The 25,742-nt window shown below is 66.0% G+C and carries 27 protein-coding genes; 12 read left to right on the forward strand and 15 right to left on the reverse strand.

Annotated features, from left to right (window positions below):
- Nucleotides 1-25 precede the first annotated feature (25 nt).
- The 4 genes from VM621_RS11295 to VM621_RS11310 all read right to left on the reverse strand — a co-directional run bounded on the left by VM621_RS11295 (nucleotide 26) and on the right by VM621_RS11310 (nucleotide 3,654).
- Nucleotides 26-1,030, reverse strand: coding sequence for a hypothetical protein (locus VM621_RS11295; RefSeq protein ID WP_325469045.1), 1,005 nt, complete (start codon nucleotides 1,028-1,030; stop codon nucleotides 26-28).
- Nucleotides 1,031-1,598: 568 nt separating this feature from the next.
- The gene (locus VM621_RS11300) at nucleotides 1,599-1,937 is read right to left on the reverse strand and encodes a hypothetical protein (RefSeq protein ID WP_325469046.1); all 339 of its coding nucleotides are present in this window, start codon (nucleotides 1,935-1,937) and stop codon (nucleotides 1,599-1,601) included.
- A gap of 85 nt (nucleotides 1,938-2,022) precedes the next feature.
- On the reverse strand, nucleotides 2,023-3,387 hold the full coding sequence (locus VM621_RS11305) for a cation:proton antiporter (protein ID WP_325469047.1): 1,365 nt from the start codon (nucleotides 3,385-3,387) through the stop codon (nucleotides 2,023-2,025).
- A 45-nt stretch (nucleotides 3,388-3,432) separates the two neighbouring features.
- On the reverse strand, nucleotides 3,433-3,654 hold the full coding sequence (locus tag VM621_RS11310) for a hypothetical protein (protein ID WP_325469048.1): 222 nt from the start codon (nucleotides 3,652-3,654) through the stop codon (nucleotides 3,433-3,435).
- A gap of 174 nt (nucleotides 3,655-3,828) precedes the next feature.
- On the opposite strand from VM621_RS11310, the gene VM621_RS11315 reads away from it, so the two are divergent.
- Nucleotides 3,829-4,023: a hypothetical protein gene (locus VM621_RS11315; protein WP_325469049.1), complete on the forward strand. Its 195-nt coding sequence runs from the start codon at nucleotides 3,829-3,831 to the stop codon at nucleotides 4,021-4,023.
- A gap of 25 nt (nucleotides 4,024-4,048) precedes the next feature.
- On the opposite strand, the gene VM621_RS11320 is transcribed toward VM621_RS11315, so the two are convergent.
- Nucleotides 4,049-4,195 (reverse strand): hypothetical protein, encoded by a 147-nt coding sequence (locus tag VM621_RS11320; RefSeq protein ID WP_325469050.1) that lies wholly within the window; start codon nucleotides 4,193-4,195, stop codon nucleotides 4,049-4,051.
- 92 nt (nucleotides 4,196-4,287) lie between these two features.
- Nucleotides 4,288-4,581, reverse strand: a complete 294-nt coding sequence (locus VM621_RS11325) for a hypothetical protein (protein ID WP_325469051.1) — start codon at nucleotides 4,579-4,581, stop codon at nucleotides 4,288-4,290.
- 238 nt (nucleotides 4,582-4,819) lie between these two features.
- Between VM621_RS11325 and VM621_RS11330 the strand changes: the two genes are divergently transcribed.
- On the forward strand, nucleotides 4,820-5,473 hold the full coding sequence (locus tag VM621_RS11330; protein WP_325469052.1) for a response regulator: 654 nt from the start codon (nucleotides 4,820-4,822) through the stop codon (nucleotides 5,471-5,473).
- Nucleotides 5,474-5,568: 95 nt separating this feature from the next.
- Here the strand turns inward: VM621_RS11330 and rne are convergent, their stop codons facing one another.
- The gene (gene rne / locus VM621_RS11335) at nucleotides 5,569-9,123 is read right to left on the reverse strand and encodes a ribonuclease E (RefSeq protein WP_325469053.1); all 3,555 of its coding nucleotides are present in this window, start codon (nucleotides 9,121-9,123) and stop codon (nucleotides 5,569-5,571) included.
- A gap of 349 nt (nucleotides 9,124-9,472) precedes the next feature.
- Here rne and VM621_RS11340 point away from each other — a divergent pair, with 349 nt between their 5' ends.
- Entirely contained in the window at nucleotides 9,473-10,420 is a 948-nt protein-coding gene (locus tag VM621_RS11340; protein WP_325469054.1) for an RluA family pseudouridine synthase, read from the forward strand.
- Between the two features lie 15 nt (nucleotides 10,421-10,435).
- Here VM621_RS11340 and VM621_RS11345 read toward each other — a convergent pair whose 3' ends face one another.
- Nucleotides 10,436-11,863: a type II CAAX prenyl endopeptidase Rce1 family protein gene (locus VM621_RS11345; protein WP_325469055.1), complete on the reverse strand. Its 1,428-nt coding sequence runs from the start codon at nucleotides 11,861-11,863 to the stop codon at nucleotides 10,436-10,438.
- A gap of 1 nt (nucleotide 11,864) precedes the next feature.
- Nucleotides 11,865-12,206 carry a 4a-hydroxytetrahydrobiopterin dehydratase gene (locus tag VM621_RS11350; RefSeq protein ID WP_325469056.1) on the reverse strand — a complete coding sequence of 114 codons (342 nt, stop codon included), beginning with the start codon at nucleotides 12,204-12,206 and terminating at the stop codon, nucleotides 11,865-11,867.
- A 137-nt stretch (nucleotides 12,207-12,343) separates the two neighbouring features.
- Between VM621_RS11350 and VM621_RS11355 the strand changes: the two genes are divergently transcribed.
- A complete protein-coding gene (locus VM621_RS11355; RefSeq protein WP_325469057.1) occupies nucleotides 12,344-12,937 on the forward strand; it encodes an NfuA family Fe-S biogenesis protein in 594 nt (197 codons plus the stop codon).
- A 169-nt stretch (nucleotides 12,938-13,106) separates the two neighbouring features.
- On the opposite strand, the gene VM621_RS11360 is transcribed toward VM621_RS11355, so the two are convergent.
- The 6 genes from VM621_RS11360 to VM621_RS11385 form a co-directional block, all read right to left on the reverse strand.
- Nucleotides 13,107-13,460 (reverse strand): cytochrome c, encoded by a 354-nt coding sequence (locus VM621_RS11360; protein WP_325469159.1) that lies wholly within the window; start codon nucleotides 13,458-13,460, stop codon nucleotides 13,107-13,109.
- A gap of 17 nt (nucleotides 13,461-13,477) precedes the next feature.
- A complete protein-coding gene (locus tag VM621_RS11365; protein ID WP_046969130.1) occupies nucleotides 13,478-13,798 on the reverse strand; it encodes a c-type cytochrome in 321 nt (106 codons plus the stop codon).
- 95 nt (nucleotides 13,799-13,893) lie between these two features.
- Entirely contained in the window at nucleotides 13,894-15,129 is a 1,236-nt protein-coding gene (locus tag VM621_RS11370; RefSeq protein ID WP_325469058.1) for a TraB/GumN family protein, read from the reverse strand.
- A 25-nt stretch (nucleotides 15,130-15,154) separates the two neighbouring features.
- Nucleotides 15,155-16,045: a carbon-nitrogen hydrolase gene (locus VM621_RS11375; protein WP_325469059.1), complete on the reverse strand. Its 891-nt coding sequence runs from the start codon at nucleotides 16,043-16,045 to the stop codon at nucleotides 15,155-15,157.
- A gap of 15 nt (nucleotides 16,046-16,060) precedes the next feature.
- Entirely contained in the window at nucleotides 16,061-17,098 is a 1,038-nt protein-coding gene (locus VM621_RS11380) for an agmatine deiminase family protein (protein ID WP_325469060.1), read from the reverse strand.
- A gap of 272 nt (nucleotides 17,099-17,370) precedes the next feature.
- Complete coding sequence (locus VM621_RS11385) at nucleotides 17,371-17,709, reverse strand: hypothetical protein (protein WP_325469061.1); 339 nt, start codon at nucleotides 17,707-17,709, stop codon at nucleotides 17,371-17,373.
- Nucleotides 17,710-17,883: 174 nt separating this feature from the next.
- Here VM621_RS11385 and VM621_RS11390 point away from each other — a divergent pair, with 174 nt between their 5' ends.
- The 8 genes from VM621_RS11390 (at nucleotide 17,884) to VM621_RS11425 (ending at nucleotide 25,722) form a co-directional block, all read left to right on the forward strand.
- Nucleotides 17,884-19,773, forward strand: coding sequence for an ABC-F family ATP-binding cassette domain-containing protein (locus tag VM621_RS11390; RefSeq protein WP_325469062.1), 1,890 nt, complete (start codon nucleotides 17,884-17,886; stop codon nucleotides 19,771-19,773).
- A gap of 2 nt (nucleotides 19,774-19,775) precedes the next feature.
- Nucleotides 19,776-20,855: a phosphoglycerate mutase gene (locus tag VM621_RS11395; protein ID WP_325469063.1), complete on the forward strand. Its 1,080-nt coding sequence runs from the start codon at nucleotides 19,776-19,778 to the stop codon at nucleotides 20,853-20,855.
- Nucleotides 20,852-22,564 (forward strand): single-stranded-DNA-specific exonuclease RecJ, encoded by a 1,713-nt coding sequence (gene recJ, locus VM621_RS11400; protein WP_325469064.1) that lies wholly within the window; start codon nucleotides 20,852-20,854, stop codon nucleotides 22,562-22,564. The genes VM621_RS11395 and recJ overlap by 4 nt, the downstream gene beginning before the upstream one ends.
- A gap of 136 nt (nucleotides 22,565-22,700) precedes the next feature.
- Nucleotides 22,701-23,384 (forward strand): DUF5671 domain-containing protein, encoded by a 684-nt coding sequence (locus VM621_RS11405; RefSeq protein WP_325469065.1) that lies wholly within the window; start codon nucleotides 22,701-22,703, stop codon nucleotides 23,382-23,384.
- Nucleotides 23,381-23,818 carry a hypothetical protein gene (locus tag VM621_RS11410; protein ID WP_325469066.1) on the forward strand — a complete coding sequence of 146 codons (438 nt, stop codon included), beginning with the start codon at nucleotides 23,381-23,383 and terminating at the stop codon, nucleotides 23,816-23,818. The genes VM621_RS11405 and VM621_RS11410 overlap by 4 nt, the downstream gene beginning before the upstream one ends.
- A 100-nt stretch (nucleotides 23,819-23,918) precedes the next feature.
- The gene (locus tag VM621_RS11415) at nucleotides 23,919-24,266 is read left to right on the forward strand and encodes a hypothetical protein (protein ID WP_325469067.1); all 348 of its coding nucleotides are present in this window, start codon (nucleotides 23,919-23,921) and stop codon (nucleotides 24,264-24,266) included.
- 84 nt (nucleotides 24,267-24,350) lie between these two features.
- Complete coding sequence (locus VM621_RS11420; RefSeq protein ID WP_325469068.1) at nucleotides 24,351-24,692, forward strand: hypothetical protein; 342 nt, start codon at nucleotides 24,351-24,353, stop codon at nucleotides 24,690-24,692.
- 76 nt (nucleotides 24,693-24,768) lie between these two features.
- Complete coding sequence (locus tag VM621_RS11425; RefSeq protein WP_325469069.1) at nucleotides 24,769-25,722, forward strand: multidrug resistance efflux transporter family protein; 954 nt, start codon at nucleotides 24,769-24,771, stop codon at nucleotides 25,720-25,722.
- Nucleotides 25,723-25,742: the final 20 nt, after the last annotated feature.

Consider the following 25,742-nt stretch of genomic DNA (forward strand, 5'->3'; position numbering starts at 1 on the left):
CCTTGGGCTAGTGTGAGTGATGACTTCAGTCACCGAGCAGGTAGTCCACAGCCGGCGAGATGTTCGCTGCCTGGCAGAATCGCTTCGCGGCGGGTGACGAGTTGCACTGCTGATTCTTGATCGATAGTCCGAAGTTCGTATAAGTGGCACGCAGCGACGGGAGGTCGCGCACGCCGAGGCAGGTACCTGATAGCGATACCCACATGAAAGGCGCCATCCATACGACATCGGGGTCGTTCGACAAGGCATCCGTGAATCGACCGGTACTGTCGACCGATACATTGGCGCAACCCTGCATCGCGCCGGGCACGACGATAAACTTCTTTCCGGGGGCGTAGTTCTTCAGGCTACTCATGTGACCAGCCCAGTCCTTGTCGCTGTCACCGTATTGGTCGAATCCGACCCAGTCGATGACCTCGATGCCTCTCTTGAAGCTCTTGAAGTCCGTGGTGAGGACCGACGCCATGGGAAGCGTTCCTGTCGCCGGGAACCCGCGTATGGCGTTGATCGCGTTCTGAAGAATCGGATTCACCGCATCGTTTACATCATCCAGGCACCCATCGCCGTTGGGCTCATCGACGAGGTAGACCGCAACGACCGTGCTTCGGACAGGGTCATCGGGAATGAGGTAGCCCTGGTCGACCATCTTCTGGGCGAAACTCGACCAGCCACGTGCCGCGTCGGAATCCATGAACCGACAACCGGTGCCTGTCCCCTGGAAGACGAACGGGGTGGCAGGGACGACGGCATGCATGTGCGCGGCCTTGGCGGCTGCTAGCTGTCCGAGGACGTAAGTTTCGGACGTTGTCTTTCCCGCGGGGCTGGTGTCACCGGACCAGAACGCGATCGAGTAGAGATTTGTATGTCCCTTGATCTCATTGATCGTTGGCCCTCCCGGGTTGGAGGGGTTGTTGCTGGTGTAGTCGCCACCGAAGTAGCCGAAGTATTTTTGGGTGGACTGGGCCTGGGCCGCGAGCGGTAGCATCAGGCACGCGGCGATGCCTGCGGCCAGGATAGAGCGAAGCTTCATCGATTGCCCCTTGGAATGATCGTCCACAGCCCGACGCTGGCCAGCGCGATAATGAGCACACCGGGCAGGGCCGTCTGTCAGGGAGTGTCGACGCGCCTTGTAGTCCAAGGACTACAAGAAGCAAGACGTGGAACGGTGTGGGTCTTGGGTCCCGCCCCTGAATGGCTGGTAGGCACAGCGGCGCGCAAGGCGCAGGTAGGAGGTTGGCAGTTCGTTAGGGCGGTAGCCGGTGAGAAGTGCTACGGGAATGCCGACGAACGCAAGGGTGTCGAGCAGTTGATCGCAGGGACCGTCCTGAAGGTTGTATTCGACAACCGCCGCCGTGGTATGGAGGGCGCGCATGCCGGGGCCGTGCGGCTGTCGCGGGCGCAGCCCACTACGCGTTTACCGTAAAAATCAACGCCTGGACCAGTGTTGCGCCAAGCGCGGGATCGTCTTCGACAATGAGCAAGCGGGCGGGGGTACGTGGTGGCGCTCACCATCGTTGTCCGTTTCCAACGGGTGCGGGCTCGGGATAGCCGCCTCGTGCGCGCGCCGGTTCGTGACGGGTTTCGACGCCGCGAAGCTGTCAATCGTCGAGCGGTTCCCCGCGATGGTCTTCATCCATCCAGCCGCGGCGCTTCTGCATGGCCCATTCGATGTCGCGCGCGACCGCCGTCGTGATGTCGACGCCGCGCAGAAACTCGGTCAGCACCTGGCGTTTTCCCAATCCGAGGAAGGACGCCTGGTTCTCGTACGAACAGACGCCGGTCCAGTCCAGTTCGATCAGGATGCCGCGGAGGTTGGCGCGTCGGTTCAACTGCACGCCGTCATCGGCAGAGATGACATGCTGTTCGCGCCGGGATGTCAGGGGGGCTCGACGCCGATGCGGCGCCAACCGGGTGGACACGGTGGTGTAGTTGCCCATGGGTGGATTCTCCGAAGCGGACGCGTGGCCACGGCGTCCATGCCGACGAGTACGCGTGAAACGATCGGCGCCCGCCACCGTAGTTCTACTTAATGGCCGTTTTGCGTCGTTGCCGCTCGAGGGCTCTGCCTCGCCAGTTCATGAGCGGCGTCGTGGTCATGCCGTGGACGAAGATGCTGAGGGCGACGACAGTCAGGGCGATCGTGGACAGATCGTCGCCGTCGCGTCCTGCCAGGCCGTGGGTCAGGGCGTAGGCCAGGTAGTTGAGGCTGCCCAGGCCACGGATGCCAAACCAGCCAAGCAGCAGGCGGCGTTGCCAGGGCAACCGGTCCCGGGCGGTCGACAGCCACACCGACGCCGGCCGGATACCGACGAAAAGGATGAGCGCTACGAGGGCCCCGGCCCAACTGAAAGCGGGCAGCACCGCCACGCCGACCACGAAGACCAGTGCGGCGCCGATCAGGCGTTCGATGGTGTCGCCGAAGGACAGGGCATCGGAGACCACCCAGCCCACGGTTTGTACCGGGTGATCGTTGCCGGCCGTGCTGCGTTCGTTCGGCCGCACGAGCAGTTCCGCGGGAGCCGTCCCGCCCTCGGTCCGTTCCGCTTCGGGGTTTTCCTCCGAATGCCTGGCGGCGACCCGTACTTCAACGCGACGGAGGCCGACGCCAGCGGCGAAAGCGGCGAGGAACCCGGACGCGTGAACGAGCTCGGCCCCGCCATAGGCCAGGGCCATGATGCCCAGGGCGAGGAAGTCGCTCGGCGCCACGTCCTGTGTCACATGGCGCATGTGGGTCCCGGCGTAGCCGACCAGCCAGCCGATGCCGAAGCCAAGCCCGATGCCGGCAAGCCAGCCCCAGGCGAGGTCGATACCGGCCCAGTGCATCCATAAGGCGACGCCACCCTCGTGCGTGGTGATCAGTGTCAGCGCAAGAAGGAGGAAGGGCAGGGCCGTGCCGTCGTTGAGGCCGGCCTCCCCCGACAGGGCCACGCGCAGGGCATCGTCGTCACGGGCGTCGTCGACCGACACCAGGCTGGCAAGCACGGGATCGGTAGGCGAGAGGATCGCGGCGAGCGCCAGGGCGAGCGGCCAGGACCAGCCCAGTGCCACGTGGGCCAATGCCATGATGCCGCCGATGGTGAGCAGCATGGCGGGTATGGCCAGGCGCGTGGCGGTCATCCAGCCGCCATGCCCGAACGGCACCCGCAGCTTCAGCCCGGTGATGAAGAGCGAGACGACGAGGCCCGTCTCGGTGACGGCGCGTAGCCATTCCGCGTTGTCGTGATCGAACGAAATGCGTGCGAGGCCGAGAACGGCGGGGCCCACGACGATACCGGCCCCCAGATACACGGCGAACGATGTGATCGGACCGCGATGTATCACGCCCGCGGCCATGGAGGTGGCCACCAGCAGCATGCCGATGAAGAGAATCCAGGCTGAGTAACCCATGCGCCCATGCTGGTTGCAGCGCAATGAAACGGGCGCGAAGGGCGGCTAGTGGGCGGCGGAGCCGATGTCCGCGTGGGGCTTGTTGGCGCAGGATGCGCGATTCAATGCGCGGGTGGCGTCGGTGTCGTCCGAGGTGGCGAGGCGTGCAAGGCAGTCGTCGTAGCTTTCATGCCCGCTAGGCGCATTCAAGGCGAAATACGCTCCTGCAACGGCAAGAGCCAGGGCGATGGCGATCCAGGGAGCAAAGTCGGCAAGGGTTCGACGCATCGGATGGCGGAGCCGGGTGAGTAACGGCGCTTAGTTTGGCTGGCGTAACGACGCTTGTCGACTTCCCACCCGTGAGCACCGCTGGGTGTGAGGACGTATAGCCCTGGGCTTCACGATCTGCCCATGCGACCGCGTTGAATCTTCAGCCATCGCAGGATTTTGTGGAGACGCCTCATGTCCACCGAACACACGAACACCCTGGGTGCCATGGCCGCGGGCAAGCTGCTGGCGATGGCGGCGGGTGGGCGCTGGGGACCGACGATTCTCATTCTTGCGGCGATCATCCTGCTGCGTCGACGGGCGGCGGCACGTGATGCCCGCCGCGCCGTCCGTCGTCTCGATGCCAAGGTCCAAGCCGCGCCGGACTAACGGCGAAGGCGCCTGGCCCGACCCGTCATTTCTTCTGATGGTTGTCTTCGCCCGAATCGTCGAGCGGATCCCCCGACGAGTCCGTCTCCGGCTCACGCGTGGGATTGCGTTTGTCGCTCGGCGGATCGTTCTGGCCCGGATGTTGCGGCGGGCGATTTTTCTCGTTGGCCACGCGGTGTACTCCTTCGCTTTGGAAGGAAAGCATCTTGCTGCGATGACCTTGACGATGTCGTGCCCAGTGCGTGAAGGCGTCGTCTCGACGCGTCAGTGCGTCCGGCGTTTACGGCCGTTTTGCACCCCGTCTCCACTGGCGGATCGGCTGGTGAAAATGGGGTTGGCCGCGCGACACGCCTGGTCTGTCAATAAAGGCGTCACGATTGCCATCCATCCTTCTGCGAATGAACTCTCGTTTTGAGGTCGGTACGCTGGTGTATACCGACACATTGCATCGGCGAGCGCGGCGACCAATGCGGCGCGATCCGGGTGTGTGGCGATCGCAGCGTCGAGCGCCGATTCCAGTGCGGCAAGCTTGCCGAGGAGGTAGGGTCTGTCTTCCATGAGAAAAAGCAAGTCCTTCGTGTACGCCTACAAACAGGCGTGGGCGACGATGACACGAACATCAGGTCATGTCACCTCACGCAGCAAGGCGTCTACCGCTACAGGCTGTCGCGGCCGAGGCCGATGATATGTACACGCTGGTTGTCTCGCCTGCACATCTGGCATTGTATGCGTCCGCAGGCCGCGCGCGATCGATTCGGCGCGCAACGAAGCACAGTCGGCCCAGGGAGGGCACTAAATGATTAACGTTGTATTGGTCGACGACCACGAGTTGGTCAGGACCGGTTTCCGGATGATCCTGCAGCAGCAAGCGGATTTCCGGGTCAGGGGGGAGGCGGGTACCGCGGAAGAGGGCCTGCGGCTCATCCGTACGCTGGCACCGGACATCGCGCTCGTGGATGTCCACATGCCGGGTATGAGCGGCGTCGAACTCACAGAGCGCGTCGTGCGCGCCAAGCTGCGTACGAATATCGTCATCCTCACCATTGTCGACGATGCGCGCTTTCCCAAGCGGCTGCTCGACGCCGGCGCCCTCGGATACCTCACCAAGGGCTGTTCATCGGATGAGTTGCTCAGCGCCGTGCGTCAGGTAGCTTCGGGTCGTCGCTATCTCGCGCCGTCGGTGGCCCAGCAACTCGCTCTCGCCACGCTGGATGGCTCGGAATCGCCGTTCGATACGTTGTCCACGCGCGAGATGGAAGTCTCGATGATGCTGGTTCGCGGCATGCCGCTCACGTCGATCGGTGAGCGTCTCAACCTCAGTCCCAAGACGGTGTCCACGTACAAACAACGCCTGATGGAGAAGCTGCACGTCGATCACGTTGTGGGTCTTGCTCACCTGATGACGGTGCACGGACTGCTCGACACGCACAATCATCAGGTCGGCAATTGAGATAGTTCGCAAGCGAACACAAAAAAAACGCCGGGCAATGCCCGGCGTTTTTTTGTGCCATCACGCAGGAAGGCCGAAGCCTTCCCGCATTCTGTTTAGTGCTCGTCGCGCGGGGTTTCAGCGTGCGGCGGTTCCTGGCGCGGACGCGTCAGGAGGTCACCCTGAGCCGGCGGTGTCCACGGCGAACCGTCCGATGCCGTATCGGACTCGTGTGCGACGTCCGAGGCCTCGGGCGCGTTCGGTGCGACCGGTGCGGCGGTGACAGGCGTCGGCGCGACCTGAGCCGGAGCCGGAGCTGGAGCTGGAACGACGGCCGGAGCAGGCGCCGGGGCCGGTGAAGCGGCTGGCGTCGGTACGGGCGCCGCGACCGGGGCCGGGGCTGGAGAGGGTGCAGGGGCCGGAGAGGGTGCAGGGGCTGGGACGGGCGCCGGTGCCGGCACGGGCGCCGCGACGACCGGAGCAGGCGCGGGCGCAGCTACCGGGGCGACTGCGGGTGCCGGTGCGTGAACGTCGGGAGCCTTGGCTTCCTTGGCAGTCGGCAGCGGCTTCGGAGCGACCACGGAGGCCTCTTCGGTCGCCGTCGCGGCGACCGGAGCCGGCGTGGGAACGATGCCGGGCTTCGGCTCTTCAGCCGGGGTCTCCGGCAGCATGCCGCGAGCCGGCGCATCGAGCACGGACGCCTGCTTGCCCGAGGTCGAGAGCTCGATCGAAGCATCTTCCGCCGCCGGGGCAGGTGCCGCGTCGGAGGCCGGGGCGAGGTGGGATTCGACCGCAGCCGCCGGAACCGGGGTCTCGACGGACACGCCAGCGGTCTTCAGCGGAGCGTCCGATTCGGTCTGGCGACGCTCGGTGGTACGCGCCTGCGCCGAATCGGCCGGCGTGGCCGGGTCGACAGGACGGGCATGCGACGTTGCCGGCGCGGGGCTGCCCGGGATCGGCGGCAGCTTCGGCAGCGAGCTCAGCGTCAGGGCGGAAGGCACGGACTCGTCGTCCGCCAGGGGCAGTTCGGCCGAGGCCTTGGCCGGGCCCGGACGGGTCGCTTCGTTGCGAGGCGCTTCGACGGCGAACGCGTTCTCGGCGGCGGCAGCCGTATCGAGCATCGGCGGTACGCTGGCGCTGTCGCGCGTCGTACCGGCCTGTGCCGTCTCGGTGGCGTCGTCGGTCTCGCTCTCGTCGTCATCGAGGTCGTCGGCATTGCCGCCCTCGGTCGAGCCGGCCTGCGTGCCGTCTTCCTGGCGACGACGACGGCGACCGCCGCGACGGCCACGACGACGGCGCTGACCACCCTCGGTGTCCTTGGTTTCGGTGGACGGAGCGCTGCCATCGGCGGCCAGCGAGCCCTCGACCTGGGTCAGGGCCTCGTCGGTGATGACCGGCGACACGCCTTCCTCGTCCTTCAGCGGCGCGGTCGACTTCTCGGCGGGGACACGCACGGCACCCGCTGCGGCAGTCTGTGCAGCGCCGGCAACCAGCGTGGTGGCCTTCTCGATCTTCTCGACCTTCTCGCCCTGTGGCTGGCGCTCGCCGCGTGGCTGGCGACGGCCTTCGCCGCTCTGGCCCTGCGGCTGTTCCTGGCGACCGCCCTGGCGGCTTCCCTGCTGCTGTTCCTTCGGCTGGCGCGGCTGCTTCTCGTCGCCCTGGCGCGGCTCGCCGCGGCCCTGCTGCTTGTTGCCGCCCTTGGCCTGCTGCTGACCCTTCGGCTGCTGCTGGGCGTTGTCCTTGCGCTCGCCACGCTCGCCACGCTCGCCACGTTCAGCACGCTCGCCACGCTGACCCGGCTGGCGCTGCTCGTTGTTCTTGTTGCGACCCTCGTTGCTACGACGGTCGTCGCGGCGCGGGCTGCGTTCGTTGCGGCCGTTGCCCTGGCGCGATTCCTCGCGGCGGGCAGGTGCCGGCTCGGCGGCCGGAGCCGCCGGGGCGGACGCGCCGAACAGGCTGCCGAACAGGCGCGAGAAGAAGCCACCGGTCGGTGCCGGAGCGGCGACGACCGGGCGTGCCTTGGCGGCAGCGACCGGTGCGACGGGTGTTTCGTCTTCGTCGTCGCGGATGGGCGCCGGCGTGGACGGCACGACGCCGGTGACCAGCGGCTGTTCGCCACTGCCCAGGGCCTGGCCCATCTTCGGCAGGGCGGCGGCGATCACCGGGGTGGTGCGCTCGTAGCTCGGCTTGCTGTGCTCGCCCATGTCCGCTTCGCGGATACGGGTGATTTCCAGATGCGGGGTCTCGAGCTTGTCGTCGGCGACGACGACCACATGCACGCTATGGCGCAGCTCGATCTCGACCACGCTGGCGCGCTTCTCGTTGAGCATGAAGTTGGCGACCGCGGGCGGCGCCTGCACCAGGACCTGCCCGGTGTTTTCCTTCATCGCGTGCTCTTCGATGAGACGCAGGGTGGACAGGGCGAGCGATTCCACGCTGCGGATGTGGCCATGGCCTTCGCAACGCGGGCAGACGATCTGGGTGGCCTCGCCGAGGCTCGGGCGCAGGCGCTGACGCGACATTTCGAGCAGGCCGAAGCGCGAGATGCGACCGATCTGGACGCGGGCGCGGTCCGCCTTGAGGGCGTCCTTGAGGCGTTCTTCCACCTCGCGCTGGTGGCGCGGGCTGTCCATGTCGATGAAGTCGATGACGATCAGGCCGCCGGCATCGCGGATGCGCAGCTGGCGGGCGATCTCGCTGGCGGCTTCGAGATTGGTGTTGAACGCCGTCTCTTCGATATCGCTGCCCTTGGTGGCCTTCGACGAGTTGATGTCGATGGCGGTGAGGGCTTCGGTCTGGTCGATGACGATGGAGCCGCCCGAGGGAAGGCGTACGTTGCGCTCGAAGATGCTTTCGATCTGGGTTTCGATCTGGTACCGCGAGAACAGCGGGGTCGGATCCTGGTAGAGCTTGAGCTTGCGAAGATTGTTCGGCATCACCTGCTGGACGAAGTCGCGGGCGTCGCTGAACAGCTGCTCCTCGTCGATGAGGATCTCGCCGATATCGTTGCGCAGGTAGTCGCGCAGGGCGCGGATGAACAGCTTCGATTCCTGGTAGATCAGGAACGGGGCCTTCTGCGAGTTCGCGGCGGCCGAGACCGACTTCCACAGTTGCAGGAGGTAGTCGAGGTCCCACTGGAGTTCTTCGGCGTCGCGACCCATGCCGGCGGTGCGCACGATCAGGCCCATGTCGTCGGGCACCGAGAGGTGCTCCATCGCTTCCTTCAGGGCCTGGCGGTCTTCACCCTCGATGCGACGGGATACGCCACCGGCACGGGGGTTGTTCGGCATCAGCACCATGTAACGACCGGCGAGGCTGATGAAGGTGGTGAGGGCGGCACCCTTGTTGCCGCGCTCTTCCTTCTCGACCTGGACGATGATTTCCTGGCCTTCCTTCAACAGCTCGCGGATGTTGGACTTGCCTTCCGCGTTCGGGTTGAAGTACTCGCGGGCCACTTCCTTGAGCGGAAGGAAGCCGTGGCGCTCGGCGCCGTAGTCGACGAAGCAGGCTTCGAGCGACGGTTCGACGCGGGTGATGCGTCCCTTGTAGATGTTGGCTTTTTTCTGTTCCCGGGACGGGATTTCGATATCGAGATCGTAAAGATTCTGGCCATCGACGATGGCAACGCGCAACTCTTCGCGCTGAGTCGCGTTGATCAACATACGCTTCATTGTAATTCCTCGGCCTTGCCGCGCGGCCGCGGGCCGCGGTGGCGCCCTTTGGGGCGGCCTGCCGGGGATCGCGCCGCAGCGGTGAGGCTTCAAGCGGCATGGGATCCGGGACCGATACCTGGACCCGGCGTGATTCGTGATAAGCGCCTTGCAACCGGTCCGCGTCCTTACGGATTAGCCGGACAACCGCAACCCGAACCGTTACGATGTGGGGTGTGCTCACCTTCCGACCCCTCGGACGGAATGGCATGACACTCGCCTTACGTGACGGTACAGGCACCCCGCGAGAGATAAGTCTTCAGCGGAGCCTGGCGCTCGCCGAGTATCCTATCAAATTCGAGTTTTATCAATGCAGACGGTAACTTCCCTCGACGGCGGCCAAGGTGTGCGCATCGTCGAAATCGGCCCCGAGCGGGACGGTCAGCGCGTGGACAACGCCCTGATGACCATGCTCAAGGGCGTGCCGCGCAGCCTGGTCTATCGCATCCTGAGAACCGGCCAGGTCCGGATCAACGGCAAGCGGGCCAAGCCGGAAACGCGCCTTGCCCTGGGCGATATGTTGCGCATCCCCCCGGTCCGCGTGGCCGAGCGCGAGGAGGGCGTGGCCCCAACGGGCATGGTGAAGTCGGTCGCCGACGCCGTGATCTTCGAAGACAAGCACTTCCTGGTGATCGACAAGCCGGTCGGCATCGCCGCTCATGGTGGCAGCGGAGTGAGCCACGGCGCCATCGAGCTCCTGCGCGCGGCGCGGCCGAACGAGCACCTTGAACTGGTCCATCGCCTCGATCGGGATACCAGCGGCGTGCTCGTGCTGGCCAAGTCCCGCTCGGGCCTGACCGGCCTGCAGGCGTTGATCCGGACCAATGAGGTGACCAAGCAGTACCTCTGCCTGATGACCGGGACGCCGCGCAAAGCCAAATTCGACGTCAACGCCCCACTGCTGAAGTCGGTGATGCACGGCGGCGAGCGGCTGGTCCGGGTCGATGACGCCGGCAAGCCCTCGCTGACCTACTTCAAGGAACTGGAGCAGTATCCGGACGCCCGCCTGATGCAGGCCACGCTGGGCACCGGCCGCACCCACCAGATCCGCGTTCATGCCCAGTACGCCGGCCACCCGCTGGCCGGCGATCCGAAATACGGCGACGAGGCGGCTAACAAGCGCTTCCGCGCCATGGGCCTGAAACGGATGTTCCTGCATGCGGCGCGGATGAGTTTCGACCTGGACGGCAAGAACTACGACTTTTCGGCGCCGTTGCCGGACGAACTGAAGGCGTTCCTCGACAAACTGGCCGGTTGACCCGACACAGACCGGTCAACCGAGGAAGCGGGCGCTCACTTCGAGGGAGCGCAGGATCCCGCCGGCGAGGCAGGCCTGCAGGAGCAGGGCGCTGAATGCATGCGCCAGCGCCACCGGTAGCAGCGCCCGGCGATGCAGGTACCACCAGGCCCAGCCAAGCTCGGCGACGAAGCACAACTGCATCAGCAGGCCATTGGGCGTGTGTAGCAGGGCGAACGCCAGCGCGGCGAGCAACACCGCCAGCGGCCGCGGGAGTGCCCGCGCGAGCAGCGCGGCGACCACGGCCAGGATCAGCCACTGCTGGAAGAAGGCCCAGCCGATATAGAGCAGGGCGCGCCCTGCCGTCGGCCAGACGGGCGCGTGCCCGGCCACCGCGAGGATGGCGATGGTGACGGGCAGGGCGAGCAACGGCCAGCCGGCCGCATGCCAGGCGCCGAACCAGTGCCAGCGCGGAAGACGCCGTCTGCCCGCCAGTAGCAGGGCGTAGGCGACACCGAGCAGGAACATCGCGACAGCGGGAGCGGCCGGCCGCACCGATAGCCCGAGGCCTGCGATGAACCAGAGTGGCCCGGCCAGGACGAGCAAGGCCTCGACAGGCCCCGCCTTGGCGTTCGTCGGCGCCTCCGGATCGCCGGATGTCATCGTGACGCGTATCCGCGGCACGATCACCAGCACGAGCAGATAGAGCAGCGGTGCGGCCCAGGGTTGCCACGCCGGTGCCGACGGTTGCGCCCGCGCCAGCCCGAAGCTGGCCGTCGGCGAGGTGGCCAGTCGATCGTCACGCCAGTCGAGCAGGCCTTCGGCAGTCAGCCCCCCCGGCAAAGCCATGGCGGCCGGCGGTAGCCATCCCGGCGAGGGCACGAGGGCGGCCTCGCGGAGGGTCAGCGTCTTGCCAGCCGGTAACGTTGCGACGATCCGCAGCATGGCGGCGCGGCCGGGTGCATTCACTTTGTGGCCGGTGGCGTCGCGCCATGTCAGGCGGTCGAGCGGCAGGGCGCGCGACAAGGCCTCCGGCCGCCATTCTCCAAGATCGGCCCGGATCTCGGGTGCCTGCAGTGTCTGGCGAACGGCGAGACCGTAACGGCCAGGCGCCGACGCGAAGCCCTCCAGGCGCAGTGTCGTCAACGCGCGCAGGTCGGCCTCGCGCCGTAACGGAAGGCCGACCTCGAACGGGGTGCCGTCGGTGGCCTGCACCTGCAGGCCGCGGGCAGCCTGTTGCAGGCGGCCGCCGCCGAAGGCCCGCCCGGCAACGACATCGTCGCTGCCGCGAAAATGCCACCGCCAGGGCGACGAACCCGCGGCATACGTGGCACGGTCGTTCGCGCTGTCGCGTTCGATCGCTCCCCGTACGACCGCCGCGGCGAACCAGGGCAGGACAAAAAGCGAGGCGACCGCCAGCAGCACTGCCGCGGCGGCGGTCCAGCGAGGCGGCAGCTTGAGCATCTCAGCGATCGAGCAAGGCCTCGACGCGGGCGGCGCAGATCATGTCGTTGAGCGACAGTCCGCCCACGTCATGGGTGGACCACAGCACCTGGCAGTGGCCGTAGCCGGCCTCGAGGTCGGGGTGGTGATCTTCCTGATTGGCCATGAAGCCGACCGCATTGATGAAGCCAAGTGTGTGGTGGAAGTCCTTGAACGGGAAATCCTTGACGATGGCCTTGCCGTCCGCGGTGACCTTCCATCCCGGCAGGGTCGCCAGGTGGCTGTCGATGGCCGCGCGATCGAGCGCGTTCTCGGCGCCCTTGCGTGGCGTGCAGTGCTGGCTGGCCAGGGGGGAGAGGGGCATGGTGAACATCCGTTCGCTTAAAGCGCGAAGCGTCGGCGGTCGCGCTTGAATTGTCAAAAGGCGGCGCTAAAATCGAAACAGGACTAGAATGGTGCTATATCCGGCGCCCCCACGCTGGACCCAGTCCGGAGCCACCCATGATCGACATCTCGGAGCGCGCACAGGCGCATTTCCAGCGTCTGCTCTCGCAGCAGGGCGACGACGACCTCGGCATTCGCGTGCGCGTGGTCCATGCCGGTACGCCCTCTGCGCAGTGCGAACTGGAGTTCTGCTCCACCTCGGAACTCACCGGCGACGAATGGACCATCGAATGCACGGGCTTCAATCTCTACGTGGACGGTGAGAGCGCGCGCTGGCTGGATCCGGCCAGCATCGACTACGAGACCACCGCCACCGGCAGCCAGCTCAATATCCGCGCACCGCGGATCAAGGGCGAGGCACCGGGCGAGGGCGCCGGCCTCATCGAGCGCGTGCAGTTCGTGCTGGAGTCCGAAATCGCCCCGCAGATCGCCTCGCACGGTGGGCGCATTTCACTGGTCGAGGTCGCCGCCGGCAATATCGTGGTGCTGCGCTTCGGCGGCGGCTGCCATGGTTGCGGCATGGTGGATGTGACGCTGAAGAACGGCGTCGAGAAAACGCTGCGCGAACGTATTCCGGAAATCACCGAGGTGCGCGACGTCACCGACCATGAAACCGGTGAGACGCCGTATTTCGCCAAAGCCGCCGGCTAAGGTGGTATAGGTGCTCTGTCGGCTCTGTCGGCTCAGTGACTGCTCAGTGACTGCTCTGTGTGGGAGCCGCTTCAGCGGCGATGGCAGGTCGCGGCAAGCCCAATCGCCGCTGAAGCGGCTCCCACATCTGATTAGTCTCTGCCCATCTGATTAATCTCTGCCCACTTGATTAGTCGCTGCCCTGCACGTGATGCTCCAGGCCATCCAGCTTGGTCGGCATGGTGGCGAAGTACGCCGAGACATCCTCGATGTCCTGGTCGGACAGGGTGGCGGCGAAGCCCTTCATGATCGGGTTGCCGCGGCGGCCGTCCTTGTACTCGTGCAGGGCCATCGCGAGATAGTCGGCGTACTGGCCGGCCAGTCGCGGGTACTGCGGGTCGACGGCGTTGCCATCCTGGCCGTGGCAGGCCACGCAGGTGGCGATCTTGGTCTTGCCGCGCGCGGGGTCACCGGCGGCGAAGGTCTGGGTGGCGGTCAGCGCAAGCAGCGCGCCCATGGCTAGCAGGGAATACCCACGGATCATCATTCGTCCTCGGCGGCTTACTTGGCGAGACTGGAGAGGTAGGCGGCAACGTCCGCGATTTCCTCATCGGACAGGCTCTGCGCCTGGATACCCATCGTCGGGTGGGTGCGCTCGCCGCTCTTGTAGGCCTTGAGGGCGTTGACGATGTACTGCTCGTTCTGGCCCGCGATGTGCGGTACGTGGTACTCGGGGTAAGCGTTGGCATAGCCCGGCACGCCGTGGCAGCCGTTGCAGGTATAGACCAGCGTCCGTCCCTTGGCCTTGTCCCCTTCGGCGTGCGCGGCGGACGCGGCGCACAGTGCTACAGCGATCAGACCAACCAGTTGCAGACGCTTCATTAAGAGTTCCCTGGGTGCCGGGCGGGGCCGGGGTTGAAAAGCCGTCGAAGTATAGAGGCCTGTTGCGACGACGGACAACTCAGGGGGCGCCGGCCTCAGATCAGGCTGCGAATGATATGGAATCCCGCGATGTACTCGCCCGCAATGGTACCGGCGCAGACCAGGAAGAAATTGAGCAGGGTCCGCGCTACGCGATTCTTCCACCAGCCGGTCCAATGGGTGATGTCGTCGCGCAGGTGCTCGAAGTCGACCACGCGTGGCTTGCGGATCCAGGCCTCGGCCATGGCGCTGAAGGCGCCGGAGGGGATGCCGGGACGGAACGGTTTCAGCGGCCCGGCGATGAAGGCCGCGACGATCGAAAGCGGATGGCCGCCGGCGATGAGGGCGCCGAGCGCCGAGAGGCCGCCGGTCATGATGATCCAGCTCTTCACGGCATCGGCGCCCAGGCTCGGGCTGCGGTAGAAGGCAAAGCCGATGGCGGCGAAGATCGCCAGCACCAGGCCGACGGCGACGACCTTCGGCCACTTCGACGCGGGCGGGGTGACAGCGAGGTCGTCCGCGAGGGCCTGGGCGTCGCCATGCTGGTGGGCAAGCTTCTCGCTCATGCCCTTGAGATGGCCTGCACCGATGACGACGAGCACCTTGCGCGTCGGTGCCTCGGCATCCATGCGCAAGCCGTTCTCGCGCAGGCGCGCGGCCATGTACGTGTCGCGCTCGGCAATCAGTGCGTTGTACAGCGGCGCCGAGTTGGTGGCGAACTCGCTGAAAGCGCTTTCGAGCAGATCGGATTCCTTCAGCTTCTCGATGTCGGCTTCGGCGATCTCCTCGCGCTCGAACACGCTGCCGAGCATGCCGGCCAGCAGACCGAAACGTTGGAAGAAACCGACGCTGCGCCAGGCGCGCTTGAGTGTCGTGCCGACCTCGCGGTCGACCAGCCAGACCGGGAGGTTGCGCGCATCGGCGCCATCCATCGCGGCCTTCATCTCGGCGCCGGGCTCGATGCCGTACTGCGCGGCGAGCCGCTTCTGGAACGAGCCGAGGACGAGGCTCGCCGCCACCATGCCGGCCTTGCCCTGGCGGATCACCTGGAAGAGATCGAGTTGCTTGAACGCTTCCGGATCGCGGATGCCGTGCGCGCGACTGGCGCAGAGTTCGACGGCGACCGCATCGAAATGCTCGGTGTCGAGCAGGGCCTCGACCGCGTGCACGCTCGCGCGCGACACGTGAGCCGTGCCGAGGATGACGTAGTCGACCCCGTCGCGCCTCATGCGCTCGATAGGTTGGCCTTCCAGGGCGGCGGGGAGCGTTGCGTCGTTCTCGGCAGGGATCATGCGCTCGGAGTCCTTAAGAGGGGGATCAGTCGCGGAAGCGCTTGGTCAGGTCGCCGTAGGCGTCGATGCGGCGGTCGCGCAGGAACGGCCAGATGCGGCGGACATGCTCGCTGCGCTCCATGTCGACGTCGCAGATGAGCAGTTCGCTACCGTCGGTGCCGGCCTGGGCGATGAACTCGCCCTGTGGCCCGGCCACGAAGCTCGAGCCCCAGAACTGGATGCCGCTGCCGACGTTCGACGGGTCAGCCTCGTAGCCCGTGCGATTGCACGAGAGCAGGGGCAGACCGTTGGCGACGGCGTGGCCGCGCTGCACGGTGATCCAGGCTTCGCGCTGGCGGGCCTTCTCGGCATCGTCGTCGTTCGGGTCCCAGCCGATGGCGGTGGGATAGAACAGGATGTCGGCGCCGGCCAGCGCCATCAGGCGCGCGGCTTCCGGATACCACTGGTCCCAGCACACCAGCACGCCGAGCTTGCCGACCGAGGTCTGGATCGGGTCGAACCCGAGATCGCCCGGCGTGAAGTAGAACTTCTCGTAGAACGCCGGGTCGTCGGGGATGTGCATCTTGCGGTACTTGCCGGCGATCTCGCGCGAGCGATCGAAGACCACGGCCGTGTTGTGGTACAGGCCGGTCGCGCGCTTCTCGAAGATCGACGCGATGACGACGAGCTTGAGTTCCTCGGCGAGCTTGCCGATGCGTTCGGTGCCCGGGCCGGGGATGGTCTCGGCCAGATCGAACACGTCCACGCTCTCGCGCTGGCAGAAATATGGGCCGTTGTGCAGTTCCTGCAGCAGCACCAGTTCGACGCCGGCTTTCGCGGCTTCACGCAGGCCGGCCTCGATCGCATCCAGGTTGGCGTCGCGGCTACCGCGGTCGGTTTCCTGGAGCAGGGCGACCTTGAGGGTCTTGCGGGTCATCTCGTCTTCCTCGGATTACTGGGCGATCGCGGCGGGCAGCTGCATGGTGATGCAATGCAGGCTGCCGTTCTGCCAGATCAACGGACGGCACGGCACCTGGACGACTTCGCGGCCCGGATGGGCCAGGCCGATGATCCGCGCCGCTTCGGCGTCCTTGCTGTCGCCATATGCCGGCACGAGTACCGCGCCGTTGACGATCAGGTAGTTCGCGTAGGACGCCGCCAGACGGCGACCCTCGTCGAGGATCGGCTCGGCCCAGGGCAGCGGATGCAGCGGGTAGGGCTTGCCTTCGGGCGAGCGCAGCGCGGCGAGTTCCGAGCCCATCTGGCCCAGTTCGGCGAAGTGCGGGTCGCTCTCGTCGTCGCAAGCCTGGTACACGATGCCGCCGTCCTCGGAGAAGCGCGCCAGCGTGTCGATATGGGCGTCGGTGTCGTCGCCTTCAAGGTAGCCGTGGTCCAGCCACAGCACGCGCTCGGCGTGCAGGGTGCTGGCGAGCGTCTCGGTCATTGTTTCCCGGGAGAGCTCCGGATGGCGCTGGTTGAGGCACTTCCAGGTGGTCAGGATGGTGCCGCGGCCGTCGCTCTCGATGCCGCCGCCTTCCAGAGCCCAGTCGATGCGCTTGTGCGGCAGGCCGGAAAGCACGCCGCGCTCGAGCAGGCCGGAGATCAGGGCGTCGTCCTGCTCGGCGCCGAACTTGCCGCCCCAGCCGGTGAACCGGTAATCGTTGAGCAGCACGCCGTTCGGGCCGGTCAGTGTGATCGGACCGGAATCGCGCAGCCAGGTGTCGTCGTAGGGCAGCTCGATGAAATGCACGCGCGAGAGGTCCGCGCCGGCTTCGGTGATCGCCAGGCGGGCGCGCTCACGCAGCGCGGCATCGGCCACGATGATGTGCAGCGGTTCGAATCGGGTCACCGCGGTGGCCAGCGCCACGTAGGTCGTCTCGACCTCGGCCAGCCGGTCGGCCCAGTCGGTGTCGGCATGCGGCCAGGCGATCAGCACGCCGGCCTGCGGCTCCCATTCGGCGGGAAGTCGATAAGAAGTGCGGTCGGTCATGGCAGGCGGGGAGGCAGCGGGGGAAGCCGGCTATTGTAGGGCTTCCGGGTTACCGTTGCCCTAACGGGCAATCGCCGCTGAAGCGGCTCCCACACAAAACCTGCCCAGATTATCGGGGGCGGCCCCCACACAAGACCTGCCCAGAGCATCGGGGGCGGCTCCCACACAAAACCTGCCCAGAGCATCGGGGGCGGCTCCCACACAAGACCTGCCCAGAGCATCGCGGGCGGCTTTGTGTGGGAGCCGCTTCAGCGGCGATGGGTGCTCGCGGCTTATTTTGGCGCCTGCGGATTCGTATTGTTCCCCGCCGGTGTGTTCAGCACCGTGTGGACGACATGGCTGCGCTCGAAATAGACGATGTAGCCCGGGTACATCCAGCGGTTAATGACCGGCTGCTTGGCGCTGCCGCCGCCGCGGGCGTCGAGCTTGGAGGTCGGCGCGCCGAACTGGCGTTCCACCTGGGCCATGCTCATGCCCTTCTTGGGCAGGCTCATGCCCTTTTCCTGCTGGACACGCTGCATCAGCAGGCTGTCGGCGTGTACCGAAGGCGCCACGGACGCGGACACGATGGCCAGGGCGATCGCGGTGAAAACAGGCTTGAAGGTATTCATGTCGGCTCCGTCGCGCTCCCCATGCGGCGCAAGACGCCGTTTTAACATGCCGCCCCATCCCGCGCCATGGGCGGCGTGTGCCGGGCTTCACGGCTGTGTGCTGTGTCGCGTTTCGGCCCCAGCGGAGGGCGGGGCAGCTATCATGGGCAGTCGCTCATCGCAGTAACCCTATCCATGATCTCTTTTCGCAACCTCGCCCTGCGCCGGGGCAGCCGTACGCTGCTTTCGCAGATGGACCTCACTATCCAGAGCGGCTGGGCCCTGGGCGTCATCGGCCGCAACGGCTGTGGCAAGTCGACCCTGTTCGCTGCCCTCAAGGGTGAGCTGGAGCCGGAAGTCGGCGACCTGGACATGCCCACCAAGGTCCGCCTGGCCTCGGTAGCCCAGGAAACCCCGGCCTTGCCCGATCCCGCGATCGAATACGTGCTCGGCGGTGACGTCGAAGTGGCCGCTGCGCTGAAGATGGAAGCCGACGCCTACGAGGCGGAAGACTACGAAGCGGTGGCCAGGGCGAACATGCGCATCGAAGAGGTCAACGGCTACGACGCGCGTGCGCGTGCCGGACGGCTCATGCATGGGCTGGGCTTCAGTCCGGAGACCCACGAGCAGCCCGTCGCCTCGTTCTCGGGTGGCTGGCGCGTTCGTTTGAACCTGGCGCGTGCGCTGATGGCGCCATCGGACCTGCTCCTGCTCGACGAACCGACCAACCATCTCGATCTCGACGCCGTGCTCTGGCTGGAAGAATGGTTGCGCCGCTACCCCGGCACGCTGCTGATCATCTCGCACGATCGCGAATTCCTCGACGGCGTGATCTCGCACACGCTGCACCTGCACGAAGGCAAGGCCAAGCTCTACACCGGCGACTACACCGCCTTCGAACGCCAGCGCGCGGAACACCTGCGCCAGCAGCAGATCGCGCACGTACGCGAACAGGCCGAGCGCGCTCACCTGCAGTCCTTCATCGACCGCTTCAAGGCCAAGGCATCGAAGGCCAAGCAGGCGCAGTCGCGCATGAAGCGCCTGGAAAAGATGGCCGGCACCGAAGCCGTGCGTGCGGAGCGTTCCTTCAGCTTCTCGTTCCCCACGCCCGACCGGTTGCCGACCTCGATGCTGCAGCTCGATCACATCGATGCGGGCTATGGCGATCACGTCGTGCTCCACGATGTCGCCTTCGGGCTGGAAGCCGGCGATCGCATCGGGCTGCTCGGCCCGAACGGCGCCGGTAAATCCACCATGGTCAAATCCCTGGTCGGCGAACTCGAGCCGATGGTCGGCGAGCGCACGTTCCACAAGGACATGAAGATCGGCTACTTCGCCCAGCACACGGTCGAAAGCCTGCACGAAGGCTGGAGCGCGTTCGACCACCTTCAGGAGAAGGCACCGAATGCCGGCGCGCAGGTGCTGCGCGACTATCTCGGCACATGGAACTTCCCGGCCGATCGCGTCTTCGAACCGGTGGACAAGTTCTCCGGTGGCGAACGTGCACGCCTTGCCCTTGCGCTGATCGCCTGGGACAAGCCGAACCTGCTGCTGCTCGACGAGCCGACCAACCATCTCGACCTCGATATGCGCGAAGCACTCGCCGATGCGCTGGCCGACTTCGATGGCGCGCTCGTGCTCGTCTCGCATGATCGCCATCTGCTCGGCATGGTCTGCGACGAGTTCTGGCGTGTGGCCGACGGCAAGGCCGAACCGTTCGACGGCGACCTGGACGACTACGCCAAGTGGTTGCGCACGCGCGGCACCACGCGCAAGACCGCGGCTGTCGCCTCGGCGCCACAGAACGCACCGGTGCAAGAGGCTGCGAAAGAGAAGCGCAAGCTCAGCGCCGACGAGCGCGAGAAAGAGAAGCCGCTGCGTGCCCGCGTGAAGAAAATCGAGACGCTCATCGCAACGATGGACCAGGAACTGACCAGCATCGAAGGCAAGCTTGCCGACCCGACCGTGTACGGTGGCGGCACGTCGGACCTGATGAAACTCGGCCAGCGCCAGGCCGAACTGCGCGGCGAAAAAGAAGCGCTCGAGCTGGAATGGCTCGGGATACTGGAACAGATCGAGGTCTGAGCATGAGCGCTGCGGTCAACGTCCTGCTGCCGAACCGCGACAAGCTTCGCCATGTACCCGCCTTCGCGGCGTGGCTCGCGCGCGGCACCACCTTGCCGGCGGCCATGCCCGGATACCTCGTGGCGATGGCCGAACAGTTCCGCTGGCCGAGCGGGCCGCTGCCGGCCGCCGCGCTCATCCGTCAATCCGTGGCGGGCGACGCCGGCGACGCGCTATGGCTCTCGGCGGATCCCGCCTGGGTGCAGCCGGAACTCAACGGCGCACGCCTTCTCGCCTGCGGCAATCTCGGCCTGCGGCTGGAAGAGTCCATGGCCCTGGTCCATGCCCTCGCCGAGACCTTCGAGGCCGAGGGCATGAAGCTGCTTGTCGGCGATTCGCAGCACTGGCAGTTAAGCCTGCCCAGGTACGTCGACGTGCCGTCGTTCCCCGAGCCCGAAGAGGCGCTGGGTGCGGATCTCTTCGAGCAATTGCCCAAGGGCGAGGAAGGCCGTCGCTGGCGTGCGCTGATCAACGAGGCGCAGGTGGTGTTGCACAACCATCCAGTGAATGCGGCACGCGTCGCGCGAGGCCTGCCGCCGGTCAACAGCGTGTGGTTGTGGGGCGCGGGTGCGCTGCCGGACTGGGTCGAGTGCGGTCTGGGTCGTATCTACAGCGACGATCTGCTCGCCTGGGCCCTGGGCCACCGAGCCAACGTCGACGTGCAGCCACGCACCGCGTTTGTGGGAGCCGCTCCTGTGGGAGCCGCTTCAGCGGCTGCTTCTGTGGGAGCCGCTTCAGCGGCGATGGGGGCTCGTGGCAAGACTGCTATCGCCGCTGAAGCGGCTCCCACAAAGAGCAGCAGCCCCACAAAGGGCAGCAGTCCCACAAAGGGCAGCAGTCCCGCAAAGGGCAGTAAAGGTGATGAAATGCCCTACAGCCTGCTCGACCTTCAGGACATCCAGCCGGCCGAATTCGAACAGGTCTGGTGGCCCGCCATCGAGGCCCGGCTCGAAGCCGGCACCGAACTTCGCCTGGCCTTCGCCGATGGCGTACGCATGGTGATACGCAAGAGCCACCGCCTGCGCTTCTGGCGCAAGGCATGACCGGGCGCGTCTGGCGCCAGCGTCAGGTCGCCACCGCGCCCAGCGGCTGGCCTCCGCATGTACACCCGGTCATCCAACGCATCTACGCGGCGCGTGGCGTCCCCACGCCCGACGGTGTCGAACATCGCCTGGCGAAGATGCTCTCACCGACGTTGCTAGGCGGCATGGACGCGGCCGTCGCCTTGCTGATGGAAGCCATCGCCAGCGACAAGCATATTGTCATCGCGGGGGATTACGACTGCGACGGCGCCACCGGTACGGCCGTGGCCGAGCGGGGCCTGCGGCTGCTGGGCGCACGGCACGTTCGTCACGTGGTGCCCAATCGCTTTGTCCATGGTTACGGCCTGAGCGAAGCACTGGTCGCTTCGCTGGACCCGTCGCCGGACCTGATCGTCACCGTCGACAATGGCGTGGCAAGCGTGGCTGGTGTTGCCGCTGCACGCGCACGCGGTATCGCCGTACTGATCACCGATCATCATTTGCCGGGCGACACGCTGCCTGATGCCAATGCGATGGTTAATCCGAATCTCGCAGGCGACGGGTTCCCGAGCAAGGCGCTCGCCGGTGTCGGCGTGATGTTCTACCTGTTGCTGGCACTTCGCGCCGCCATGCGCGACGCCGGTCACTTCGCTGGCGGCGAACCGGACCTCAGTGCGCTGCTCGATCTCGTCGCGCTGGGAACCGTCGCCGACCTGGTGTCGCTGGATTTCAACAACCGCGTGCTGGTCGAAGCGGGCCTGAAACGCATGCGCGCCGGCAAGGCCTGCGCAGGCATCACGGCCCTGATCGAAGCGAGTGGCCGCTCGCTGGCCACGATTGGTGCGACCGACCTCGCCTTCGCGATCGGCCCACGGCTGAACGCAGCCGGTCGTCTTGAAGACATGTCGCTCGGCGTCGCCTGCCTGCTCACCGACGATGCGGCGATAGCGCGTCGTTACGCCGAACAGCTCTCCGCCATCAACCAGGAGCGTCGCGAGATGCAGGCCGGGATGGTCGAAGAAGCCGAAGCGATGGTCGCCCGTGCCGCCCACGTGGACTCGGTCGGCGTCGCGCTATTCGACGAAGGCTGGCATCCGGGGATCGTCGGACTGATCGCTTCGAAGCTGAAGGAAAAGCTGCACCGACCCGTGATGGCTTTCGCGCCGGCTGGCGATGACAGCGACGAATTGCGTGGGTCGGCGCGCTCGATTCCTGGGTTTCATATTCGTGATGCGCTGGCGGAAATCGATGCGAAGCATCCTGGCCTGATCCTGCGATTCGGCGGCCACGCCATGGCGGCTGGTCTCAGCCTGCACGCCAGTGACTTCGATCGTTTCGCTGTCGCATTCGACGCGACCGCACGCTCGCATCTCGACGACGAGCGCCTCCAGTCCCTCGTCCACACCGATGGCGAACTCGACTACCGCGACCACACGCTCGACCTGGCGAAGCAGCTGCGTTACGCCGGTCCCTGGGGCCAGGGCTTCCCACCGCCGATCTTCGAGGCACGCTTCGAATGTGCTTCGTGGAAGCCGATGGGCAGCCGGCACCTCCGGTTGCAGCTGCGTCACGCGCAGGGCGGGGCGCCGCTGGATGCGGTGATGTTCAACTGCTATGACGGCACGCCGCCGCCTGGCCGCATGCGGGTGGCGTACGAGTTGTCCGTGAACGACTGGCAGGGCAGGGAGAGTTTGCGGCTGTTGCTGACGCATATGGAAGCGCTGGGCTGATCGGAACGGTTTGCCGCGCGGGAGAACCGGTTCGTCGAAACGGTGTTCAACGAAAGCGGAAATCAACCAGCTTGTCGACGCGTTCTGCGCCGCGGAAAAGCCATCAGTGCGCTACACCAAGGCCCCAGCGCCCCGTATGATGACCCCACGACCGGTCAACGCCAGGGGAAGGACAGCATGGCAAGCAGCAAGCAGCACGCAGGATCTGGAACGATTCGTTCGCAGGGCGCTGGAGAAGGGAAGCAGCAAGGAGGATGTGCGGGCGGCGCTTAGCTCCGCAGGGTGGACTACCGAGCAGGTGCGCAGCGCGCTATCCGGTTTTGCGGATGTGCCGTTCGTGTTGCCGGTGCCGCGGCCGCGGCCTTACCTGTCGGCACGCGAGGCGTTTCTTTACCTCGCGCTATTCACCACGCTTTACCTGAGCACCTATCACCTGGGTAGTCTGCTTTTCGACCTGATCAACCGAGCGTTTCCGGACCCGGCACGTTTCGCGACAAGCACTCCGGATGGCATCCGTTGGTCGATTGCGTCGATCATCGTCGCCTTTCCGGTCTTCATCGGTATGTCGCTGAAGATCGGCGCCGAGCTCACCCGGCATCCGGAGAAACGTCTCTCTGGCGTGCGGCGTTGGCTTACCTACCTCACGCTGTTCCTTGCCGCAGTCGTTCTCCTGTGTGACCTGATCACGCTGGTCGATCACGGGCTCGGCGGCGAGTTGAGTGTCCGTTTCCTGCTCAAGGCGCTCGTGGCCGCGGTCATTTCGGTGGCCGTATTCGGCTACTACCTGTGGGATCTTCGCCGCGACGAGCGTGAAGCATGAGCAGGCCGACCCCGGGGAAGTGGCTGGCGATCGCGGGTGGCGTTGCCATGGTGGCGGCCGTGGTGGCAGGACTTTCTTTGCTTGGCTCGCCCGCGCACCAGCGGGCGCTCCGCCTGGACTACCAGCGTGTGCAAAACCTGCGCACGCTTTCGACGCTTATCGGTAGTGAACTCGACCGCAAGAAGGCCCTCCCTTCGTCGCTTGCGGCGGTGGGTGTCGGTGGCAATGTGTCGACCGATCCTGTTACCGGAACACCTTACCACTACGAGGTGACCGGCAAAGACAGCTTCAGGCTATACGCTACCTTCGACGCCGCTTCCGAGGACGAAGGCCGCGCGCCATATGGCGTTGGCGGCTGGGCGCACGCAGCAGGCCCACAGTGCTTCACACGGCATGGCCAGTCCGATCACGACATCGACAACGCTGATCCGTGAACGGCCGAATCCGGCTGGCTCAGTCACTTGCCCGAGAAAGTTCAGGTAAACCTGCCGCCCCGTCCACATATCTGAGACGCCCCCCGCCTAACCTCGCCCCATGGCAACGGTTCACTGGGTCCAGATGGGGGAACGGCAGTACGCGATCCTGGAAGGGACGTCGCGGGCGTTTGCCCGCGTCAGCCCACAGGACGGCGACTGGGTCGTGCGCTGGCGTTACGGGCCGAGGCGCGGGCAGGGCACCACCATGCGTGGCGTCTCGCTGATGCAGCGCATGGTCATGCGCTGGGCGGAACACAACGAGGCCCGGCTGCGGAAGCTGATTCCGGCCGCTGGCCGGCCGTGCGAGCCGCCTTCGGCGCTGGAGCGCTACTTCTATGACGCGATATGGCCGGGCTACGTGCCCGCCTCGCGCTGTCCGCGGCGTGCAGGCCGGGAGAACTATTGAGGCCGACAGCCCCATTGACCTCCGGGCCTTCCTCCCACACATAGGGTGCAGTCCTCAACCTGTCTCCTTACGAGGTGGCACCCTATGTCTCCCGATGGTTTTGTCCAGGCCATCCAGCGCGCCGTGGTCCGCGACAACCTCGCTGTCTACAACGAGATGTTCCGGACCACGCCCGTGGATCGGGCAGTGGATCCCCTGTGGATCCGCGCGCTGACCATGTTCAACACGCTCGACGACGAGGGCAAGGACACCCTCATCGAAGTGATCGCCAACGTCATGATCGATACGACGGCCAATATCCTTGGCATCGTCGATGGCTGTTGTCCGGTATCCGGTGTCGACGGCGACGTGACGCTGTCCGTGGGCGGCCAGGTCATCGGCGGCGAGCTGCAGGAACTCTTCCTGGAATTGAACGAAACCGGCTGACGCACCCGCGCGAGACTGGCACACTCGGCCTTCGCTTCATGCAAGGCTTTCCATGCGTTCCCATGCCCTCAAGGCGGTGGCGATCGCGCTACTCTCGGCGCTGTTCTTCACGCTCACTTATGTCCTGAATCGTGCCGTCGTCAGTGGCGGCGGCCATTGGCAGTGGGCGGTGATACTTCGTTACCTGATCACGTTGCCGTTGTTGGCGGTGGTGCTGCCGTTTCAGGGCGGGTTGGGCGCGTTGCCGTACGAGTTGCGCACCCATGCTCGCCAGTGGCTGACATGGAGCAGTGTGGGCTTCGTGTTGTTCGGCGTGCCGCTGACCTGGGCGGCGAGTAGTGGGCCGTCCTGGCTCGTCGCCGGGAGTTTTCAGACCACGGTATTGGCGGGGCCCTTGCTGGCGCCCTTCATTTATCGCGATGCACGGGCGCGCTGGCACGTTGCTGCGCTGTCGATCGGCGTGCTGATCGTCGGCGGCGTGATGTTGCTGCAGTTCGGGCACTCGCACGGGGCACTCGACGCATCGGCTTGGCTTGCGGTGGGTGCCGTGGTTTTCGCCGCTTTCGCTTACCCGCTTGGCAACCGGATGATCCTGCTGCATCTGGAACGCACGGGAACGAAGCTTGGCGCGGTGCAGCGTGTGTTCGGGATGACGTTGGCGAGTTGGCCTTTGTGGTTGCTGCTTGCCGTCGTCACGTGGCTCACCATCGGGCCGCCGTCGCTCCGTGAAGCTTTGCTCGCCGGTGGTGTGGCGTTGTCTTCAGGTGTGATCGCCACGGTGCTGTTTTTCCATGCGACCGAGATGGTGGGGCGGCAGGCGACCGCCCTTGCTGGCGTGGAGGCGATGCAGGCTGCCGAACTGCTGTTCGCCACCGTTATTGGAGTGATCTTCCTGCGCGAGGCTTTACCCGGACCGGTTGCCGTCTTGGGTGCCGTGGCCATCATGGTCGGCATCGCCCTGTTCGCCTGGGTCAGCGGCAGGGATAGCGCCGCCGACGCTGGGGAAGCTGCAGGCGATCGTGGCGCTTGACGCCATCGCTACGCGCGAAG

The sequence above is a fragment of the Luteibacter sp. genome, assembly GCF_035539195.1.
Classification (GTDB): Bacteria; Pseudomonadota; Gammaproteobacteria; order Xanthomonadales; family Rhodanobacteraceae; genus Luteibacter.